The organism is Vibrio sp. OPT46 (genome assembly GCF_015163535.1).
Lineage (GTDB): Bacteria > Pseudomonadota > Gammaproteobacteria > Enterobacterales > Vibrionaceae > Vibrio > Vibrio alginolyticus.
In genome coordinates this window covers 1-251 of record NZ_JADDYG010000900.1, presented here as the reverse complement: position 1 = coordinate 251, position 251 = coordinate 1, and the positions used below count along the sequence as shown (strand labels likewise).

The 251-nt window shown below is 41.8% G+C and carries 1 protein-coding gene; it reads left to right on the top strand.

All coding sequences use genetic code 11. The annotated features are described in order from the left end of the window. Positions 1-251 (top strand): helicase-related protein (locus IQR33_RS31935; RefSeq protein ID WP_193844326.1); only part of this gene is annotated, 251 nt, incomplete at both ends.

The following is a 251-nucleotide window of genomic DNA, read 5'->3' as shown; positions in this document are numbered from 1 at the left end:
GATCATAAAGAGGCAATTTTAGATCGTGTTCTTTCTGAGGCTGAATACCGTCAAGTTATTATCTTTACGGCAACGCGTGATGATACTGAGCGACTAACAGAAAAGCTGAACGAAAAGAAACTGAAGGCTGTAGCATTAAGTGGTAACTTGAACCAGACTCAACGTAACACCATTATGAGTCAGTTTGAGCGCGCAGTATTTAAGATCCTTGTAACGACTGATGTTGCTTCCCGCGGTTTGGATATTGCAAC